Genomic DNA, 21,816 nt, shown 5'->3' with positions numbered 1-21,816 from the left:
AAACCTGATATCGAAGGTTAATCGTTAAGATTTACTAAGAATTAGACTTCTGTTCCATCTTACTGCTCCTAGGCGAGTTCAGGATGTCATTTGACTATGTCACACCAACCCATAGCTCTCTGTACAAACACATGACCTTACTACTCCTATTCAACGCAATCTAATATTCTGAATATAACTTCTTTTGAAATTACTACGAATTATATAGGTTATATTTATGACTGTCAAGCAAGATATTTATTTTAAAGTTCGTAAAACCCTCGCATAGTATATTTTATACGAGTATGATTTTATTAATTCATAAAACAAGTCATTGATCTCTTGTTCCAATTCTTCATTAATCTCTTCACCATTTTCATCATACAATTCAAAATTAGAATACTTCCAATCTTCTAATTCACTCCATACCACCTCCATATAAGTTATCCAATGTTTTCCGTGGTTTGATACATAAGTTGGCTCCCAACGATTAATTTTAATAGAATCCAGAAAATACTGAAGTTTAGATTCAGCCCAAAAAGGAATTCCTTCTTCAGCTATAGTACAGTCAATGTCAATTAAATCTTTCTTCTCCATTTTTCCGGCATGCTTAATTGCTTTGCCAATCACACTGACGACTTTCCCAACTGGAATAACGTTTAGAAGCGTCCAGCCTGCCGCAATGAGTCTTTCTTTTTTGGATAGCTCTTTACCTGTGACAGGGTCTTTTCCTGTAAATACTCTGATAGCGTCGTTTATACCGATGAACTCAACTGCTCGATGAAATTTTTGGGTAATACACCGTAAATTTCCCCTCTAAGTTATTTAAATAATGGCTGTGTTAAATTTCAATGTTGATATTTAATTAAAAAATTGGGAACATCCCTTTTAAGGGCATTCCCTTTTTAGGTTATCATCTTTTTAGCGTTCCGACCCAAACATCCCCAACGTTTACTTTATAAAGAACGTCATATCCATAGTTAAGTTTGATTTTTTCGGTTTTGTAAGATTTACTTATAATCTCACTTATCTCATCTTTGGTGCTTAACCCTAATTCAATATTTTCTTTTAAATCCTCTTCCCAATACTTGTCAGCATCAATGTGTGCTTCCCATTCAAACAAAGCCAACTTATCTTTCAATGATTCATATTTATGAAATGGAAAAGCCTTTGTAATAGTATATTTGTCAAAAGTATCATCGTAAAATTTTATACAGTCCTTATACGAAACAACAATTTGTGAACTAATAAAGTCAGGTTCATACAACCAAATTTTTAGATAAAAGTCCTCATTTTCATTCGTCATTTTTTCATACCAATCCAGATATACATCTATCATTTCACTTAATAATAAACGATTATACCAATTTGGTGGGTTTGTACGTACTAACGCATAAAAGGGATGAATCCATAACTTAGCATAATCCCTTTGATTCTCTCGAATGTAATTCATATCCAAGTTAATTACATTTTGTTTCCATCTATCAATTTTTCTTTTGTGTCGCTTCCGTCCTCTAATTTTTTTCTTTTTAGAGTGGTAAAACTCTTGCATAGATACACATCCTTTGGTGTTTGTGAAAACTCTTAAATACTAAATTTTAATAAACGCAAGCTATTATAAGTATCTGTCATTTCAAAAACAAACGAAGATAAAAGAAACTCTTTGATATTGTGTTTTGTACTTTCATTGCTTCGGCTATCTACAAACAAGAACCAAGCAAGATAATTGTCGAAATATTTCGTTGCTACGTCTTTAAATCTGTCAATCCACAGCTTCATTCTCGAATGAAGACCATTAACATTTTTACTACTATGGTATAAGACGCGTACAGTCTCTCGGAAATGCACTCGCTTCCCGAACATTCGATAGTTCTAAAAATTTATAAACAAGTCGCTCTAATCCGATTGCAAATCCACCATGAGGCGGACAGCCGTAACGAAATGTATTGATATACGATTGAAAGTTTTCTACATGTAATCCTTTTTCCTGAAAAGAAGAAAGTAACATATCATACTGATGAATCCGCTGGGCACCCGATGTAATTTCTAACCCTTTATACAGCAGGTCAAACGAATCTGTAATTGCCTCATCTTCTTTATTTGGCATCGTGTACATCGGCCTCGTTTCTTTCGGATAATGAGTAATGAAAACAAAATCGCTACCGTATGTTTCTTTTACGTACTTTCCAAGCAATTTTTCTCCCTCTGAATCTAAGTCCCCTGCCGGTGATTCTTTCCGATATTTTATTTGCAATATGCGCTGTGCTTCTGCAAGTGTTAATTTTGGAATTTCTGCAATAACAGGTATTGTGACTTTCAGGAGTTGTAATTCTTTTTGACAGTTTTGTTCTACTTTTTCAAACATATAACGTAAAAGATTTTTCTCTAGCTCCATTACTTCATGGAAGCTTTCAATAAAACCGAGTTCTACGTCTAAAGATATATATTCGTTCAAATGACGGGAAGAATTGTGATGTTCCGCTCGATAAACAGGAGCAATTTCAAAAACACGTTCCAATCCGCCTGCGACCATCATTTGTTTATAAAACTGTGGCGATTGAGCTAAATACGCTTCTTTTTGAAAGTATGGAAACTTAAAAACATTCGCTCCCCCTTCTGCTCCTTGTGAAACAATTTTCGGTGTAAATATACGTATGAAATCGTTCTCTATTAGAAATTCACTAAATCCCTGTACAAGCGTCGATTGAATTGTAAATATCGCTTGAATACACTCATGTCGAAGTGATAGTACACGCTCATTTAATATTTGATCTAAACCGACTTGTAACTTTCTTTTATTTACTTCAAATGGAAGTGGTTCTGAGGAATTCAATAACTGAATGTCATGCACGAGCACTTCAACACCTAGTTCCGTTTTTGTTGTTTCCACCACTTCCCCAGTAATTTGAACAACACTTTCCACATCTGCTTTATAACCAGCTAATTCTTTCTCTAACACACATTGAATGACTCCTGTTCGGTCACGCAATAATAGAAAACTGACATTGCCTAAATGGCGAATCTTTTTCACCCAACCTTGTAGACGAACAACTTTCTTTTCAGACGTTTTACATTCAGTAATGAGCGATCGTTTCATTTTTCGCTCCATCATTTCTGCCTCCTATATTTACGTATTTATTTACATTATTGTTGTCATCGTCATCATCCACGACCGCTCACCTCCTTTCAAAGAATACAAAAATCCGCCCCTATAAAAGGGACGGATTTTTCCGCGGTACCACCCAAATTGTCATACTGACCATCTTAGACCTGATAACGGTAGGTACCGTTCGCTTTTACTAATTATCACGTTCAAAGCAACACTCACAGGTGTCCTTCCATCATGCGGTGTCGCAATCTTTCCAGCAGTCGATTGCTCTCTGTAGACCCTTGCATCATGTACTTTTCCTGTTCATCACTTTTTATATTTACAGAGTATTCTATCTCTTTAATCTAAAAAATGCAAGGTGTTTTTTCATTATTTTCCGATTTTTTCATCCAGTTTTGGACGATTTCTTCTAAAGCCATTCCACGCGATCCCTTCAATAAGTGGTCAAAAAGTTGAAGGAAGAAAATTTAAAGAGCATTTTGTTTTTAAAGAATCCAAAAAATGAAATCCTTCTGCACAATCAGAAAGCATTATTTGTGAAAATACTATAAAAATTTCTTTATCTAGAATCCAAGTAGTTACAACAATCATACACCTTCAAGCAATTAAATTAGATACATCACAAAACACATTTTATGATTCACACAGTCTCACCATTTTCAAACTTACAAAACAAATATATTAAATTCAAAAATGCGTTGTTCTTTCTGTAGACATATTAGGAAAGGATAGCGCCTTTTTGTATAATTTTTTCTTGTGAACTACCCCCACTTAAATTCTAATGAATTTTGAAGTGGGAGCTTCTCAGTTCCACGACGAAAGCAACCTTTCGTCTCCCTGAGCGTTACTTCGGGTTATTCCACCCCTAGATGTCCAACGCTTGGACGTTCTTTTTTACGGTTGATATTTTACGCAGGAACCGAACGGCTTGGTTTTCGCACTGTGTTTTCTTCCTGCAACCTTATATATCAAGTTATCAAAGAACTTCATGTGTCTAGTTTATCAAAAATTTTTTGGTTGTGCCAAACCGAAATTCATCTCCCACCTAGCGTTGGGCTATCGCCCTGCACACGCTTGAGGAAGGAGAATTCTTTCGGATAGAGTGTTAAAAACTTCAACTGCTCTTCAACTTCCAAACTTAGCTTTCTCCACTTATATTGGTGCAGAATATTTTATTTTTCATGCAGATATAAAGAGTCACTTCATAATTATTTTTGATTTTCCAGTTCACACTTCAAAAAATTAACATAACTTAGTAATGAATGATTCATTTACTCATTAGTTAAACCATTTATCCCGTATGAACAGGCAGTAAAAGCCAAATTTGATCAACTAATAATCAGTGTGGAATGAAAAAACACTGATTAAAATTTCACTTTATGAATGGAGGATTACGATTATGACTAATACCAAGTATGCACTTACAGAGGGGAAAACAGAGCGAGTTATTATCATTGGAGGCGGTATTGGAGGATTACTAACTGCAAAAGTACTTTCTGCTTATTATAAAGAGGTGCTTATAGTTGATAAAGATGATTTTCCAGAAAAACCAGACAACCGATCTGGCACTCCACAAGCTTTTCATCCACATCGTTTTACCCAGCGTGGTAAGTTAATTACAGAACGACTCTTTCCAGGCTATGAAAATGATTTAGTAGCACAAGGGGCACCTTCAGTGCTGAATAAAATAGTCTACAACATGAATCAATATGGCACTATAGAAATGCAATACCCACGAAATGATATCAAGTTTAGTAGGGCATTGCTTGAGTGGGCCCTTCGTAAACGTGTACAAAAAATTCCTAATGTTAGTTTTCTGACAAATCATAATGTAATTGGCTTGTTAATGACGATAGATCAGACAACTGTTACAGGAATTCAAGTCCGGGAACGTGGAAAATCCGAGCAAGTACGAATACTGAATGCTGATTTGATATTTGATATCAGTGGTCGTTCCTCTAGGTTAGTAAATTGGCTTCAAGATTACGGCTATGATGTACCAGATTCAGATCGTTTGAAAGTCTCTCTTGGATATAGTACCCGTCGTTATAAGGTTCCTTCCCATCTATCACATCTCACAAAAAAATGGGATACAATTAACATTGCAGGGCAGCCCGCTAACGAAACTTTTACAGGAGTATTTTCCTTTATTGAAAATAATGTAGCTGAGGTATTACTTTATCGTCCAGGTGGACATTATCCTCCTACAAATGCCGAAGACTTTGAACGGGCTATTACTGAGCTCCCAAGTCCGATAATCGGCGAAATCTTGCAAGGGTTTGAACCAATATCCTCTCCTCGAAGTTATCGCGTTCCAGAACTGTTTCGTCATCACTTTGAACAAATGCACCGATGGCCAGCTGGATTATTAGTTTTGGGAGACGCATTCTGTATTTACGACCCAATTTTTGGTCAGGGAATGACCGTTGCTGCAATTGAAGTAGAAGTACTCGAATCCTGTTTGCAAGAACAACAAAATAATCCTACTCCTCATTTTGAACAAAGAGTTCTCAAAAAAATGCAAGATGTGATCGAGCCAGCTTGGTGGCTCAATTGTGCTACTGATTTGCAGTGGAAAGGTGTCGAATATGTAAGTTCACAGCAATTGAAAGGAATTTCTTTTGGCCAAAAATATATGGATTTATATCTTAAATATGCAACAACCGAGCGAAATTTCGAACTATATGGACTGTATTGGGCAGTAAATTCATTGGCGATCTCCCCACATACTATCTTTAATCCAAAAATGGTACAGACCATTCTCACTTCATCTAATGAAGGGCATCACTTCCTCCATGAGCTTTTACTAACCTATGGTCAACCATTAGAGGACGTATTAGATCAAATTGTTCCTACATTCTCTCAGACAGCTTTCAAGTCAGTAAGTCAGTAATTATTTTGAGTAGAGGTCTTTTCTCGAAAATACATCAGCTCTTGAAAAATAAATCACAATTGTTTCTTCAGTCATTAGAAAATACTACTACGGAGAGGAGAAATCCTATTGTCACCTTTAAATGAAGATCAGTTACAACAGATTCGTAATGAGCGAAAGGAACAAATTATGGAATCTGCCCTTAAAGTCTTCGCACGCCGGGGCATCAACGGAACGAAAATGAGTATGATTGCTACTGAAGCAAATATCAGCCCAGGTCTGCTCTATCGCTATTTTAAATCAAAGGATGAACTTTTCACTACACTCGTTCAACGGGCAATGAAAGAATCAATTGATGGCCTATGCTTCTATCATCTACCAGGATCACCAATGGATAAAATAAAAGCTTTAACTCAGCATATACTCGATGAAGAAAATCAACTTGGTTTCATGCTAATTCATCAGGCTCGCACATCAGATGAAGTACCCGAAGAAGCTAAAGTACTACTCAAACAATATTCTATGGAAGTTTATGTCGATAAATTGGAGCCATTATTCATAGAGGGCCAAAAATTAGGCGTATTTGCTGAGGGTAATCCTCGTAATCTCATTTCCTGCTACTTTACAGTTCTCTCTGGCCTTATGACACTAAATATTCACGGTGATACAGAGTACCCAATGCCAGAAATCAAATTATTATTACGGATTATATCGCATTCTTAATGGATAAAAATTCACTGGCTACTAATCTGTAAATTTCCTACACTTATAGAAAATTATAAATATATTTTTTGGTAAACAACAATATTCATCAAAAAACCCAACATAGCATCAATTATGTTGGGTTTTTCATGATGATTCAGTGGTATTCCTAATTCGTACTAATTCCTCTTGCTGCCCAAATTCGATCAATTTCAGCTGCATGTTGTCCTCCGTAAAGAAGAGCATCCGCTTGTTTAATTGCCTTGGCACCATCACGAAATGTGGCATTTGGAGTAAGTGACCAATGTGATTGTAAAATAATTTCCGTTGCAATATCACGCCCGAAAGCTTGTGCCATTTCGTACTGGCCTTGTGCCCAAATTTCCCCGTCTGCATGTACTTCATTTTCAATATCTTTTGGATATACTTTATTGTTATCTAATCGCCGCAGACATGTTGGGTTCGAACTAGAGTATGAAGCCGCATCCCATTCTCCAATGCACGCTTTTCCATACCCTGTCGTTGATACAGCATCCTCATAAGTCGCACCTAAGAAATCTCCAAATCCTTCTCCCATTGCCCCGCCTTCTGCAGAATTTCCGAAGCCTGGTACTTGATTATCTTGAATGGAGTGCCCATATTCATGCGCGATGATTCCAGCATCCTCTGCATCATCTACTCCACCAGTACCAAATGTTAACGCCTTGGTTGAAGGAGAATAGAAAGAATTATCAGCTTTCGTTCCATTCACATTTACTTTAATAGATCGATTGTTAATATTTTTAAAACCTATTTGTTGTATATAACGTTGTAAAGTATCAATATGGTAGTATGACATAACATCTTCAAAGCTATCATTAGAACGCGTGTAATTAAATTGGAGGGATGTAGATTTCGTATTTGCTTTTGAAGAAATCGTTACATAATCTCCAACTAAAAAGCCTGTACCGTTTAAACCTTTTAAAGTAACTGTTTTTAATTGATTATTTAATGCTGCTGAATCTGCATCATTATTATCCTTCAATCCAGTTAAACTACCACTTGATACTACAGGGTTTGGCAAAAATACTTTACCTGTTCCTTCCGCTTTACGGTTTATATCTACCTTTTTAATCAATTTCCCACTTTCAGCATCAATAAATGTTTCCCACGCACCGAATGGTTCATTAGCATGGACTACAACGCGATATACGGGAATTGCAACTCCTTCCTCAATGATATATCCAAATTCTTGCATCGTTGGCGCCCATAAATTTTTTTCAGTTTCTACTCCAGCAACATATGATTGTGATTTCTGTTCTGCTTCTTTTTCACTAATCTTTCGCTTTATTTCTTTCACATTTTGGACAGGCTGATAATCAGAAACCGCAAGTAATCCATTCCCTTCTCCACTTAGTGTAACTGTTACTTGCTTTGAGAATACAGGAGCACCATTTACTACTTGTTGAAACCTTACATAGGATGCTACCTGTGTTTCAGTAGTAGAAACATACTGTAAATCTGATAAATCGGCTTTCAACGAGTACTGCATAGCATTTGCTTTTAAATAGTCCATTGCTTTTCCTTGAGGTGAAAACCTCTCTATCTTTACCTGTGTTTCTTCTACCGCTGAAGCAGTAGATATCGCGCCAAAAACTAACGGGATTGCCGTAGCAATTGCTACAACTCTTTTTTTGAACAATAGAATCACTCTCCACTCTCTTAAATAAATTTTGAATGTACGAGTAATTCTATAAGATTGATTATATTACCTTTCTCTTTTTTATATAAATAAGTAAAGTAATATTTTCTCAACATTTTAGTATGAAAACGATAAATACTTTCGAAAGATATTATTCGCTATGAGTATTAATTTGAAATTTATCGTTTCAGTTATGCAATAAAACCAATAATAATGAATATGAACTAAATAAAAAATAGGCTATTTTTTACCTAACGATAGGTTGAAAAATATAATAAGGAATGATACTCTGAATATAATCTTATATTGTAGGAGGATTCATGATGAGTAAAAGTGAGGAAACTCTTTCTTCAATAATCGGGGCAAGTTATCGTTTATTTGCAAAGCACGGGATTGCCAAGACAACATACACAATGATTGCCGAGGAAGTCGGGATAGCAAAACCTTCTATTTATTATTACTTTAAATCCAAAGATGCATTAATTGAAGGTGTCTTTGATGAACTATGTCAGGCAATTCAATTTTCAACATTCTTTAAAACGGAAGAATTTACACAGGATAACTTTATTGAGAAATGTATTAAAATTGGTTTAAACATGATTGACGAACAGAATAAGGACCCTCATTTTAATCGCGTCTTACAAGAATACATGTTACTCGCATCTAGAAATAACATGTACAGCGAGCGACTACTTGCCATACAAAGAGAATATTTAAATGGTTTTGAAGCTCTCCTTAATAAAGCAGGCTCATTACAACTTATTGTAAATGATAACCTAACCTCAAAAGCACATGTACTTGCATTGGTACTTGATAATATAGGGAATTTCATGATGTTTGATAGACACATGGATTATAAGCAAATATGGATTGAAGCTGTGCATAGTATATTTAAAGGACGTAATCCCCATGGAAGTTAAAAAACGAATTTCTGGTTTAGATTTTGCCAGAGCATGGGCCATGTTTGGGATGCTGATTGTCAATTTTATGGTGATAACGGGGGCTGAAGGTAATGGCCCTCCATGGTTAATAACTTTTATGTCACTATTTGAGGGCCGCGCTTCTGCTTTATTTGTCATACTTGCTGGTATAGGGATTTCCCTCATGACTATATCATCTGTCGCTAGTCATGATCAAACACAAATTATGAAGAGTCGAAAAATGATATGGAAACGGTCACTGTTCTTGTTTGTTTTAGGGTTATTGTTATATGTAATCGACTGGACCGGTGATATACTACATTACTATGGTGTTTATCTTTTTATTGCAGCCTTATTAATTACAGTTAATAAAAGGTTGTTACTCTGGTTGTCTATCATCATTTTACTAACTGCACAATATCTTCAATTAACATTTAATGCCTTTGAAGGCTGGGGAGGTCCAATTCCATTTATCAACTATATAGATTTTTGGTCCTTAAAAGGATTTCTTCGTAACTTATTCTTTAACGGCTACCACCCCATTTTTCCATGGTTCTCTTTCTTCTTGATTGGTATGTTGATTGGGCGAATGGATCTTCATAATAATAAAATTAGAAACAAACTACTAATAATGAGCCTAATGATTACAGCAACTACTGAATTGTTGTCAAAAGCATTCACTCATTTTTTTATCCCCTATATCGGAAAGGAAGCTTCCACCTTTTTATTCAATACAGGACCTATTTTACCGAATGTTTTATACATCTTATCTGCTACAGGATCTGCTTTAATAACCTTAATACTTTGCTTATACATTACTGAAAAGTATGAAAAAAATTGGTTTATTACAACCATTATTAAAACGGGACAGTTAACTTTAACTCATTATGTGAGCCATGTAATTTTAGGTATAGGAACATTGATTCTCTTAAACAAACTTGAAAATCAGTCTTTAGTTTTTGTTTTAACGTTCGCTACTTGCTTTTTCATTTTTAGTGTATTGTTTAGTTTTTTGTGGCGAGAGAAATTTTCTAGAGGACCTATAGAATGGATTATGAGAAAGATAACTGGATAATACGCTACTAAACTATTAAAAAGATAATTTTATGGTCGACATACTACAGTAAAGAAAGTTCGAATCATATAACATTCGAACTTTCCATTTACATACTATTTTTTAGATTTAGCTAGCTGGGCTTAACTTAATCCGAACCTTTTTCTCACCTAAAGAAATTTCATCATCCTCTTTTAATAATGCATGGAATGTAAATTGCTTTACTAAAAGGTTTTCTTCCAATAATCCTTTATGCTTCGTTAATGTGTTTTGTAATTCATCATCTGTGTCAACAATAACATCTACTCGCAAGTTAACTGGTAAATTCAACTGTTTTCGGTACTCTTGAACAGCTCGAATAAATTCACGTGCCACTCCTTCTTGGAACAATTCATCTGTAACATTCGTATCTAACATAACTGTATATTTTCCATTTGTAGCATTAGAAAATCCTGCTTTCGGTACTTTTTCTACTAATACATCTTCAAGTGTTACTACAATTTCTTCCCCTGATGTAAGCTTGTGCAGTACTTTCTCAGTTGAAACGAAGTTTTGTACTTTCTCTTGAGATAATTGTTTTAGCCATTGATTTACTGCATTGACGCTCTTTCCAAATTTCGGTCCTGCCGTCTTAAAATTCAACTTTAATTGGTACGATGTATACTTTGTTTCATCTAATTCTACATGAAATTCTTTTACGTTCAGTTCATCCATGACGATATCACGATAGGATTCCCAGTCCACTTTCTGCTCATGATGCTCGAGTAATACTAGTTCCGCTAATGGCTGCTTTACTTTTAATGCATGCTGATTTCGATTACTGCGTCCGAGCTCGACAACTTGTAAAACAGCATCCATTTCTAGTTCTAACTTTGTGTGAATAAACGTTTCATCTACTACTGGGTAATCTGTTAAATGGACACTGCTACCTTCTAAATTAAGATGAATATCTTCCGCTACAAATGGAGTAAACGGCGCAATTAATTTACTAATTGTAACAAGCACTTCATGAAGTGTTTCATAAGCAGCTGCCTTTTCAGGATTCATGCCAGACTCCCAAAAACGATTGCGCGAACGTCTTACATACCAATTACTCACTTCATCGGCCAGTACTGCCATTTCCCGCGCTGCATTTGTAAATTGATATGCTTCTAACGCTTTTCTTACTTTTTTCGTCGTACTATTGAGACGTGATAGTACCCATTCATCTAATTTCGTTCGCTTCGTTTCATACTTTTTCTTCGGATCGTATTGGTCTAAATTCGCATATAACACATAGAAGCTATACACATTCACGAGTGTATCAACCATCTTCGATTTCGCCTCTTGCACCGTTCGTTCTGAAAAGCGCTTTGCATTCCACGGTGCACTATCAACGAGGAGAGCCCAGCGGAGTGCATCCGCACCAAATTTCTCGACTAACTCTACTGGATCTAAGGCATTCCCTTTACTTTTTGACATTTTCTGTCCTTGTTCATCTAGCACATGCCCAAGAGATAATACACGTTTGTATGGTACTTTTCCTGTGTACAAAGCCGATACTGCCAGTAAGCTATAAAACCAACCGCGCGTTTGGTCAACACCTTCAGCAATTACATCTGCCGGAAATTGATCCTCGAAAAGTTCTTTATTTTCAAATGGATAATGATACTGTGCAAACGGCATCGAACCGCTATCAAACCAGACATCGATTACTTCTGGAGTACGATTCATTGAACCACCACACTTCGTACAGCACACTTTCACTTCGTCTACATATGGTTTATGCAGCTCTAAATTCTCATCTGTATTTCCTACACTATGATTTCTTAATTCACTAATACTCTTCGGTGCAAATTGATGATCACAGCTTTCGCATTCCCATACATTTAGCGGTGTACCCCAGTATCGTTTTCGGCTAATATTCCAGTCCACCATATTCTCTAAAAATTTTCCGAATCGTCCGTGCTTCATATGTTCTGGATACCATGTGACTGTATCATTATTCTTTAAGAAAGTCTCTTTAATCGCAGTTGTCCGAATGAACCAGCTTTCTCCTGCATAATAAAGCAATGGTGAATCACAGCGCCAACAATGCGGATAACTATGTTCGTATTTCTCTTTATGATATAGCAAGCCTTCCTGAGCTAAATAACGGACAATATCAACATCACACTCTTTCACAAATTTCCCTTGTAAGAACGGAACAGCTGCAGTATATTCACCCTTTTCATCCACAACATGAAGGAAGGATAACCCATGCGCTTGCACCACTTTATAGTCATCTTCCCCATAAGCTGGTGCGATATGAACAAGCCCCGTACCACTATCTCCTGTAACAAAATCCGCACTTATCACATGATAACCGTTCGTAACTTCATTCATATGAAACGGCGGATGATAGGAAAGTTCTAGTAGTTCTGTACCTTTATGAACATATAGTACTTTATAGTCTTGTTTTAACACATCGTTTACACGTTCTTTCGCAACAATGTAAACAGAATCACCTTGCTGTGCTCGTACATAGTCCATATTTGGATGCACAGCTAATGCTACATTGGCCGGAAGTGTCCACGGGGTTGTTGTCCATCCAAGAAAGTATTCATTTTCACTATTCATTACTTTAAACTTGACCGTTGCACTTAAATCCTTAACCGTTTTATACCCTTGCGCCACTTCATGTGAACTTAATGATGTTTGACAGCTCGGGCAATACGGTGAAACACGATGCCCTTTATATAACAAACCTTTCTCGTGAATCGTTCCAAGAATATGCCACACACTTTCGATATAAGAATTCTCTAATGTAACGTACGGTTCATCCATATCAACCCAGTACCCGATGCTCTCGGTAAACTCCCTCCACTGCTTTTCATACGTAAATACACTTTCTTTACATTTTTGAATAAACGGTTCAATTCCGTACTCTTCAATTTCATGCTTACCAGAAATGCCAAGTTGCTTTTCTACACCTAATTCAACCGGTAACCCATGGGTATCCCAGCCCGCTTTACGAAGTACTTTATACCCGGTCATCGTTTTATATCTCGCAACTAAGTCTTTGATTGTCCGCCCTAGCGCATGACCAACATGTGGAAGTCCATTTGCAGTTGGTGGCCCTTCATAAAAAACGAAGGATTGTGCGCCTTCACGATTCCGAATCGATTGTTCAAAGATATTCTGTTCGTTCCACTGCTTGCGAATTCGTGTTTCTCTCCCTACAGCTGATTCTTTTACATCTACCTTTTCCATGTACAATCACTCCTTTGAAATGTTTAAAAGCACACAAAAAACCCGTCCCTAATGATAGGGACGGGTTTACCCGCGTTACCACCCTAGTTCAATTGATGTTATCATCAATAGCGCTTAGCAACGTACTAACATACGCGTTCTTTGTAACGGTAGACATCCGTCCGAGCTTACTCGATTCAGCCACGGCTCCTCGGAGATGATTTTCAAATATAGACTGCACACCGGCTTTCAGCACTGCACCGGCTCTCTGGAGAACAGCACGATATTTTACTCTTTCTCGTCTTCAGATTTGTATACTTTTATTAACAGTTATTTTATTCCATCTCACTACCGATTGTCAATCAATTCGAAAAATATATTTTTACCCCGCACTAACTGGCCGTAATATTCCCACCTGAAAGTTCTGCGGAAGCAAAAAAGTTAGGTGGGAGATAACTGCCCATAAGAGCTCGATTAGTGAGGGCTCATTCTCAGTGGGAATGAAGACCCCTACTGAGAAAAGTTTCACTTTATATTGCAATTTATACATAATTTAAAAATCAATCATCTCTTCACAGCCCCCCACACTTCACTCAAATCTTCATCTTCTTCTGCAATCTCTGCAAAAAGTCCTGTTTCGTCCTCCTGCAGTACCGTTTCAAGCTCTGCTTTTGCTTCTTCATTTCGGTTTAACATCGCTAAATAACATGCATGATTGTAACGTACTAATAAATCTGAGGGGTCAAAGGATAGAACATGACACATGAGTTCTTCTGCCTTTTCTGTTCTTCCATCTTGATGATAGGAAGCTGCTAAAGCCAGATAGATTGCATTTTCATGTGGATGATGTGTAAGCCCTTTCTCTAACATATTAATGGCTTCTTTAAATCTTTCTTGGCTTCGATATATATCGGCTAGAGCGAGAAATCCTCTACTTACAAAAGGCATTGTTTCAACTAATTGCAAGCAGATTTTTTCTGCTTTTTTCTCGTCTCCTAACTCAAACAGTGCATGCGATTGCAATACAAGAACATCGTAATGATGTGGCTGTTCTTGTAACATTTGTTTCGTTAGACGGAGAGCATCTCGTATCATATCCTCATTTCCATCCCCGTGATTAAGGAGGAGTGTGGCAAATTGCTGGGCAGCATCAAAATCCCAAACATTTTCTAAAGCTGTTTGTAATACTTCTATTGCTTCTGCAATCATATTTCCGTTTTCATAAAACTCAGCTAATCGCTGCGCTGCCAGACTATTTTTCGCATTCAATTTTAATGAGGTTTCAAACAAATCAATGACCATTGTAAGCGAATAAATCTCTTTCGCGCGATTTTTCATGCGATAAAATGCTCTCGTAAAGATCGACTTTTTCGGCTGCTCATTTTGCTGTTTTTCAGCAAGTCGATTTGCTATAGCAGTCGCCGTATACATAAAGGTAAAGCTTCTTTCTTTTTTCGTGATAGGAAGCAAGTGGAGAGCATCTCGTATTTGAGGTAATTTTCGCTGTTGCTCCATCACTTGTACATACAATTCAAATGCGCGTTCGTTATGAATATCGCGCTTCATCACACTTGTAACAAGTGAAATTGCTTTTGGATTACGCTGTTTAGCAAGTACTTTTGCATAATGGAATATCACTTCTGGATGTTCTTTATCCATTTGCAACGCTTCTTCCACAAGTTCCTGTTCCTTTTCGGAGTCTCCAGCGGCACCATATACGTATGCAAGTGCATCTAAACGCCACATTTCAGCTACTCTTCCAGTTAATTTTAATAACTCAGATAGGAGCTCTTTATGAAGCTGATTTTCCACTGATAGCTGAGCCAAATGCTCCATATCCACACCTAATGGATCTTGCTTCATCGCCTGTAGCATATGATATTGTTCTTTTGACATATTTTCTTCCATCGCATATATTTCAGCTAATTTGAAATGACCGACAGTAAACTGCGAATTGATTTCCAGACATGTTTCATACGCCTTTTTTGCTTGTTCAATTTGCTCTAATGCCATATATGTCTCGCCAAGGCGATAATACGGAAGTGTACTCGATTGCTGATTTATTGCATAATAGTATCGTTTCATTGCTTGACCATATTGCCCAAGTGATTCGTATAAAATGCCAACATAACAGCTATACTCAATGTGCTCCGCTCGCTCTTTCGCAAGTTGTTTTAAAAATGCGATACTTCGCTGAACAAATGATGTTCCTTCAATCCGGTTTACATACTCCTCTAACACATCCGCTATATTATTTTGTAAATAGCGAATCCCGTCTTCCAACATAAATAGTACGGTCTTTAATTGGTCTTCCTTTGCCCCTAGCTCGACTTCCGCATCCCATAACGCCATACCAGCATTAATGAGAAAATCATGATTCTTTTCAAATTGCTTTTCTACACTTACAATATATTGTTTCGCCTGCTCATACTGTTCTTGCGCCATATAAATTTGAACCAAACCAAGATGAGCAAAAACATCTTGATTATTTTCTTCTAGACAACGTTTATATATTTCTTCTGCTCGGTCAAATCGATCACTTTGAAAATATAAATCTCCTAATCGAACATAGATTGTCGACGGATCTTCACACTTTGAGATTCCTTGCAATAAAATATCTTCCGCACTTTTTTCATCTTCTAAATCATATTCATATATTTCCGAAAGCTCCTCATATGAATATGGTGCTGTCTCATCCAATTGAATTGCTATGTGTAATCCTTTTATTGCTAAATATAATTTTCCAAGTTGACGCGCACAGCGAGCTCGTTCATACCATATATGTGCTTCATACTTGTAATCTTTCAGTAACGTATTAAACATGTGATACGCTTGTTCATAGCACTCCAAATCCATTAAAATCAAACCATGATTCACGAGGACAAACCGTTCAGGATGACGCTGGATAGCAATATGAGACATCTCTAATCCCTTTTCAGACTGATCCATATACATATACGATAATGCTAGAAAACTCCACGCTACCGGCTGATCTGCATCTAATTGTAAAGATGATTGAAAACTTAAAATTGCTTCTTCATAGTTCTCTTTCTCTAAAGCATATCGTCCTGCTATAAAATGATACAACGCTTGATTTTTCTTTTTCTGTACACTTTGTAACATGTCTGCCGCTTGTTCCATATCACGAAGACGAATAAAGCATTGTGCACTGTGCAGTTTCACAAAATCTGAATCTGGATACACCTTCATTAAACTTTGCACGCAAGAAAGGATAAACTCTTGATTTACTTCGACGTCTAAATGTTTAATTGCATATAACCATGTATAAGGAATCTCTCTCTGCTCTTGTAAAAATGCTACTAATTTTTCGATTCCTAGTTTATCCTGCTCTTCCAGATGATCCGTGAGCGTAAATAATTTTCGGAAATACGCATCTTCTTCAGACGATAAGCATAACAATTGATCTACTTTCTCCTTCGGCACAAAAACAATCGATAAATAGTCTGTATAACGATACCTTTCCTGAAACTTATCATATTCAACAAGAAGCGGCTCCAAGAAATTCGGATCTTGAATAGAAAAGGATTGCAACTGCTCATCGTATCCAGCAAGCACTTGAACATGCGATGCATGCTCAATATCTAAACTCAGCAATACTGGGATCCCCTGATCAATTAACTGCTTGTAAAGCTTTTCTGTTCCTTTAAAATAACGACAAACATAGCCTAACTCTTCTAAATAGAGAACCGTGTCTGAAAACTTCGATCCTGTTACATCAAAAATATGATTTGCCACTTCATCTTGCGTACGTTCTTCTTTCCATAAACGTAACATCATTTCTAAACTTGCCGGTACGCAATAATTATCCTTTTGTACAATTGGCACTAACGGTAACTGAACCTTTTTTCCATCAGGATATTTTTCTATATTATGATATATTGAATCTTTTAAACATGTTTCCTTTTTTAATAAAGCTAGCAGTTCCTCACTTTTATTCATTTTATACAGTGCCTCCGCACGCAAATGCACAAAATAATTTTTATAAGCATGATACGGTAGCATACGATTAATTTGGTCTAGCAAATCAATCATCTCTTCATAACACTGTAAATCTACTAAATTTTTCACTTTTTCAAAATAGAAATACGGTACTTGTGGAAACTTTTCCATCGCATCATCAATGAGTCGTAACGCTTGCTGATGTTCCCCTCTATAAGCATATAGCTGTGAAAGCAAATAGGTTGCTAACTCTTGGCACTCTTCACTCTGCTTCCCAGCTAAAAGTGACTGCTCTGCTTTATCCCATTCCCCCGTTTGTATGTAAAAATAACCCCATTTGTCAAACAACGGGCGTTTACTATACTGCTCTGCTTTTTTCATATATTGTAACGCTTCTTCATTTCGTTTCATTTCAAGAAGACAACGTACTAACGTAAAATATGTTTTAGATAATGTATCCGAGTCTATTTGATCTTCCGCTGCATCTTGCAAGGAATCTTTTAATAATTTTTCAGCATCAAGAACTTTACGTTCATCAATAAGCTCATCGCAATACAAAGAGACCGATTTCAAACTTGGGAATTTTTTATAAGAATAGCGAGTAAGAAATGCACTATATTGATGCATAAGCCCTTCATCTGTAAGACGAATAAGTGTGTAGCACTCCTCTGCTGATGAAATAGTTGATAGCCATTCTTTCACATACGAAAGCGTATTGACTTCTCTTATATTTGTCAGTTCTTTATTTACGTCATATAACCCATCTAAAAATCGTTTCTCTTTCAAACATGTTTCCAGCCGCCTAAATTCTAGCATGCATTCACCTCGAATAATTATTTTAATCCGCATCCAAAATAAGGATTTCTCGTCTACTTGCTTTGATTTTACACAGTTCGCATCGTGTATTCAATATGGAACTATTAAACAATGTTCAAAAACAGTTAAAAACAACTATTTTTGAACATTGTTTAATATATATAAGTACAAATTAAAAAACCGACATAAAACCCTTTTTTTAGGTGGGAGAGAGCATCCGGCCATGCATAGAAGCGGTCAGATCCTTTTCCTGCCCCATGCAAATGAAAACAAAGAGAGAAAACGAGTGCAGGTCACCTTTTGTTATTCATAGCCGCGGCTATATGTCGAAAAATCAAAATGGATTTATATAGTTAAATATATTACCTTTCCATCGTTTAGATTCTTACAAATCTGTACACAAAAACACCCACATATTGACAAAATAAAAATTACCAGATATATTCAATTTAATACTAAACGTTTAGTATTAAATGTTTTCTAATAGAACGGAGGCTATATATGACAAGGTTAATGGTACTTGGTTTACTAATGCAATACGGTCCTATGTCTGGATATGAATTACAGCAAGCTATGCAATCCGCACAAACTGATACTTGGGCAGGCGTTTTCCCTGCTTCCATTTATCACGCTTTAAAAAAGATGGATAAAGAAGGATTGGTAGAACTAGACGCTGTTGAAAAAACAGGAAATCGTTCCAAAGCGATTTACAGCATCACAGCTTCTGGAAAGGATGAGTTTCATTCACTAATGATACAATCATTCCAGCAATCTTCTGTCGCTTTCCCAACGCAGCTATATACAGCTCTCACTTTTTTCAACACCGATACTGTTTCAATTCAAAATATTTCATCCGCTTTACAAGATCAAAAACAGACAATTATAGAAATGTACGAAAATATGAAAGCTGGACAATCTATCAAAAAGAAAATGATAGATCTTCCAGAACATGTAACCCTTATTTTTGAAAATATTTATGAACAATGTGAGATGCAGCTTTGTTTCATTGAAAAACTAGAAAAAATGCTAGCTGGATTAGAAGAAAAGAACAAAGTGGAGGAAAGATGATGAAAGCTCAGGTGAAAATGTCTCGCATGCAAAAAGCTGCTTTATGGGTTGTAGCAGTAGCTGCCTTTACTGATATGCTTATATATGGAATGATTGTGCCAATCTTACCACGATACGCAGAAACACTTGGTGCTTCGCAAACTGAGATTGGCTTTTTATTCGGTAGCTATGCCATTACATTACTGCTTGCTACCCCCATTTTAGGAATGGTTTCTGATAAAGTAGGAAGACGCCGTCCTATGATTCTAGGTTTGTTTGGACTCGCAGCTGCAACTATATTATTTGGACTTGCGAATAGTTTTTGGTTACTCGTTCTAGCACGAATGCTACAAGGTATATCTGCAGCTGCAACATGGACAGCTGGATTAGCCCTTCTTGCAGATGTGTTTCCCCTCCAAGAACGCGGAAAAGCAATGGGTTTAGCCTTATCTGGTCAAGCAGCTGGCATGCTACTTGGCCCAACAATTGGGGGTTTACTGTATCAATGGGGCGGTTATCATCTTCCCTTTATTGTCGCAGCAACCATCGCTCTCATTGACGGTATATTACGCATTACATTACTTCGCGATGAACCAAAACACGATACAAAGCAACGAATTTCCTATCAATCTATTTTCAAGATGCGTTCCCTATTTATGATTATTGGCATTATTATACTAGGATCAGCATTACCTAGCGCTTTAGAGCCAACTCTTCCTCTCTACTTACAAGATATCTTACACCTCAGCCCTGGAACAATTGGACTATTATTCGCTGTCCCAACTCTCGCATATGGATTTACCGCCCCAATTATTGGAACACTTTCAACTAAGTTTGGTAGAAAACAAACGATGGTGATTGGGATGATTATTGCTGCTTTATGTTTCCCATTTACAGCAATTGTTTCTCATACTTTCCTTGAAATATTTGTACTTGCGATACTTGGAATTAGTTTTAGTTTTCTACTAGCACCCGCACTCCCAGAACTTACATATCTTGCAGATCAAAACGGAATTCGTGCATACGGTATACTATTTGCTATCTACAATACAGCCTATTCGATTGGTATGTTTTTCGGTCCCATGTTAAGTGGTGGCTTATCAGATGTATTCGGATTAACAAATGCTTTCTACATCTTTAGTTTACTTCTCTTATGCTATCTTTGTTTGTTTCTTTGGAAAATGAAAAAATAACATTGATTCTTATGAGAGAAATAAAAATAACTATACTCAGAAAAAAGAACAACTACAAAAGAAAGCTTCCAATATGTTGGAAGTTTTCTCTCCCTATTTGCGTACATTAATACTTTGGTTGGTGGGAGATGAAAATCCCTCCTACTGATTAAAGTTTCACTTTATCATGTTGATTTATGAAAGGTTTTCTTTATTTTCAACTTCAAGATCTATACTACCTATTTTCTTACTACTCCAAAAGTTATTTTCATACTTGGAGCATAGGTTAATGCAGAATCAATGTTGAATATGTTAGAAAATCGCAATTCTGCTTCATACTGATCCTGCGCTGCATTACATGTAACCCCTCGATTTATTAAACGTTCAATAAATTCTTCCTTTTCAGCAGGAGTGGTACCTATGCCTTCCTCACTAAGTGAATCATACAATTTCTGTTTTTCTGTTTGATTTACGTTAAAGTCGAGAAAATTAACTTTATCGCTAACTCGGCAATCAATGCTTTTCACGCCTAATTCACTTAGGTATGTCGGTAATTTAATCCCGATGTTTCCATCTTTCCCATTTCGTTTTGCATCTTTTTCAAACAATTTTTGAAGAACACCCAGCTGAATAATTTCTGATTGATCAAGTTTGTTAAGATTGTACGAAGACATATTAGAAATCCAGTGTGGTTCAAAACATATGATATTTCCCTTATCAATGACGGAACTGATCATTTTTTGCAACATTTTTATTGGATCATCCATATGTAGTAAAAAAGCATGACAAACTGCTATATCATACTTACTTTCTAATTCAATTTCAGTAACATCCGCCTCAATAAATTCAGTTTCATATGGAAAGTTTTGAAACAGACTCTTTGCTTTATTAATCAATTGTTTTCCTTTATCAACGCCTGTATATCTTGAACCTATTGGTAACAGCGGTAATAGTTTAAGTCCTAAATAGCCATATCCACAACCATAGTCAATAATATGTACTGGTTTAGAAATTTTCCAAACTGAATTCACTAAAAATCCTAAATAGTCATCATTGTAATATAAATCTCTTGTATCTCTTAAATAATCAAACTTGTTATCCCAATAATAATCTTCCAATGTAACAAACCCCTTTCTTTATGTTTAGAAAACTACAGTTTATTCTCCTAGCACGTTTCTATATCATCGTCGTTAAAAAATTATTCCTACCTAGGCATTCTGTATATACTAGACGCATTCCTACATATCCTGCATAGGCATTTAATTATGTAAAAAGAAAGAGGATATATGCGTCA

Annotated in this window: 13 protein-coding genes, 2 pseudogenes and 3 other annotated features (1 of these 18 cut by a window edge); of the genes and pseudogenes, 6 read left to right on the top strand and 9 right to left on the bottom strand. The window is 36.4% G+C overall.

The features are described 5' to 3' along the window. Positions 1-163, bottom strand: a binding site (T-box leader); it reaches 87 nt to the left of the window's first position. 74 nt (positions 164-237) lie between these two features. The 5 genes and pseudogenes from QUF99_RS14285 to aspS all read right to left on the bottom strand — a co-directional run bounded on the left by QUF99_RS14285 (position 238) and on the right by aspS (position 3,088). Then, positions 238-609, bottom strand: coding sequence for a hypothetical protein (locus tag QUF99_RS14285; protein WP_289370879.1), 372 nt, complete (start codon positions 607-609; stop codon positions 238-240). Beyond that, positions 588-756, bottom strand: a pseudogene (locus tag QUF99_RS14280) (pre-toxin TG domain-containing protein); the annotation flags it as partial. The pseudogene QUF99_RS14280 and the gene QUF99_RS14285, both read right to left, overlap by 22 nt. A gap of 136 nt (positions 757-892) precedes the next feature. Then, complete coding sequence (locus tag QUF99_RS14275) at positions 893-1,531, bottom strand: hypothetical protein (protein WP_289370878.1); 639 nt, start codon at positions 1,529-1,531, stop codon at positions 893-895. Between the two features lie 32 nt (positions 1,532-1,563). Then, positions 1,564-1,803, bottom strand: a pseudogene (locus QUF99_RS14270) (IS1595 family transposase); the annotation flags it as partial. Beyond that, on the bottom strand, positions 1,790-3,088 hold the full coding sequence (aspS, locus tag QUF99_RS14265) for an aspartate--tRNA(Asn) ligase (protein ID WP_289370877.1): 1,299 nt from the start codon (positions 3,086-3,088) through the stop codon (positions 1,790-1,792). The pseudogene QUF99_RS14270 and the gene aspS, both read right to left, overlap by 14 nt. 104 nt (positions 3,089-3,192) lie before the next feature. After that, positions 3,193-3,404 (bottom strand) — a binding site (T-box leader). A gap of 1,083 nt (positions 3,405-4,487) precedes the next feature. On the opposite strand from aspS, the gene QUF99_RS14260 reads away from it, so the two are divergent. Together QUF99_RS14260 and QUF99_RS14255 are read left to right on the top strand one after the other, a co-directional pair. Then, positions 4,488-5,981 (top strand): NAD(P)/FAD-dependent oxidoreductase, encoded by a 1,494-nt coding sequence (locus QUF99_RS14260; RefSeq protein ID WP_289370876.1) that lies wholly within the window; start codon positions 4,488-4,490, stop codon positions 5,979-5,981. A gap of 108 nt (positions 5,982-6,089) precedes the next feature. Beyond that, entirely contained in the window at positions 6,090-6,683 is a 594-nt protein-coding gene (locus tag QUF99_RS14255) for a TetR/AcrR family transcriptional regulator (RefSeq protein WP_289370875.1), read from the top strand. Between the two features lie 148 nt (positions 6,684-6,831). Here QUF99_RS14255 and QUF99_RS14250 read toward each other — a convergent pair whose 3' ends face one another. Further along, a complete protein-coding gene (locus tag QUF99_RS14250) occupies positions 6,832-8,343 on the bottom strand; it encodes a M36 family metallopeptidase (protein WP_289370874.1) in 1,512 nt (503 codons plus the stop codon). A gap of 323 nt (positions 8,344-8,666) precedes the next feature. Here QUF99_RS14250 and QUF99_RS14245 point away from each other — a divergent pair, with 323 nt between their 5' ends. Both QUF99_RS14245 and QUF99_RS14240 read left to right on the top strand, forming a co-directional pair. Continuing rightward, entirely contained in the window at positions 8,667-9,263 is a 597-nt protein-coding gene (locus tag QUF99_RS14245; RefSeq protein ID WP_286125241.1) for a TetR/AcrR family transcriptional regulator, read from the top strand. Next, the gene (locus QUF99_RS14240; RefSeq protein WP_289370871.1) at positions 9,253-10,338 is read left to right on the top strand and encodes a DUF418 domain-containing protein; all 1,086 of its coding nucleotides are present in this window, start codon (positions 9,253-9,255) and stop codon (positions 10,336-10,338) included. The genes QUF99_RS14245 and QUF99_RS14240 overlap by 11 nt, the downstream gene beginning before the upstream one ends. Before the next feature lie 108 nt (positions 10,339-10,446). On the opposite strand, the gene ileS is transcribed toward QUF99_RS14240, so the two are convergent. Both ileS and QUF99_RS14230 read right to left on the bottom strand, forming a co-directional pair. Continuing rightward, complete coding sequence (ileS, locus tag QUF99_RS14235; protein WP_289370870.1) at positions 10,447-13,548, bottom strand: isoleucine--tRNA ligase; 3,102 nt, start codon at positions 13,546-13,548, stop codon at positions 10,447-10,449. 53 nt (positions 13,549-13,601) lie between these two features. Beyond that, positions 13,602-13,841 (bottom strand) — a binding site (T-box leader). A gap of 250 nt (positions 13,842-14,091) precedes the next feature. Continuing rightward, entirely contained in the window at positions 14,092-18,303 is a 4,212-nt protein-coding gene (locus QUF99_RS14230; protein WP_289370869.1) for a bacteriocin-processing peptidase family protein, read from the bottom strand. Positions 18,304-18,804: 501 nt separating this feature from the next. Between QUF99_RS14230 and QUF99_RS14225 the strand changes: the two genes are divergently transcribed. Both QUF99_RS14225 and QUF99_RS14220 read left to right on the top strand, forming a co-directional pair. Continuing rightward, entirely contained in the window at positions 18,805-19,371 is a 567-nt protein-coding gene (locus QUF99_RS14225; RefSeq protein WP_289370868.1) for a PadR family transcriptional regulator, read from the top strand. After that, the gene (locus tag QUF99_RS14220; RefSeq protein ID WP_289370867.1) at positions 19,371-20,543 is read left to right on the top strand and encodes an MFS transporter; all 1,173 of its coding nucleotides are present in this window, start codon (positions 19,371-19,373) and stop codon (positions 20,541-20,543) included. The genes QUF99_RS14225 and QUF99_RS14220 overlap by 1 nt, the downstream gene beginning before the upstream one ends. 218 nt (positions 20,544-20,761) lie before the next feature. On the opposite strand, the gene QUF99_RS14215 is transcribed toward QUF99_RS14220, so the two are convergent. Further along, positions 20,762-21,640 carry a methyltransferase domain-containing protein gene (locus QUF99_RS14215; protein WP_289370866.1) on the bottom strand — a complete coding sequence of 293 codons (879 nt, stop codon included), beginning with the start codon at positions 21,638-21,640 and terminating at the stop codon, positions 20,762-20,764. Positions 21,641-21,816: the final 176 nt, after the last annotated feature.

It is taken from the genome of Bacillus sp. DX4.1 (assembly GCF_030348195.1).
Lineage (GTDB): Bacteria > Bacillota > Bacilli > Bacillales > Bacillaceae_G > Bacillus_A.
This window is presented reverse-complemented; position numbering and strand designations above follow the sequence as displayed.